The 236-nt window shown below is 71.6% G+C and carries 1 pseudogene; it reads right to left on the reverse strand.

What is annotated here, in order from left to right:
* Positions 1-236, reverse strand: a pseudogene (locus tag HA630_RS27145) (3-oxoadipyl-CoA thiolase); the annotation flags it as partial.

Consider the following 236-nt stretch of genomic DNA (forward strand, 5'->3'; position numbering starts at 1 on the left):
TTGATGGCGGTGGTGGCCAGGCGGGCGCCCGAGGCCCCCAACGGATGACCCAGCGCAATCGCGCCGCCCCAGGCGTTGACGCGGGCGTCGTCGTCGGGCAAGCCCAGCAGGCGCAACACGGCCAGACCCTGCGCGGCAAACGCTTCGTTGAGCTCGATCACGTCCATCTGCGCCAGCGTCAGGCCGGTCTGGGCCAGCACCTTCTGCGTGGCCGGCGCCGGGCCGATGCCCATGAT

The organism is Aquabacterium sp. A08 (assembly GCF_011742065.1).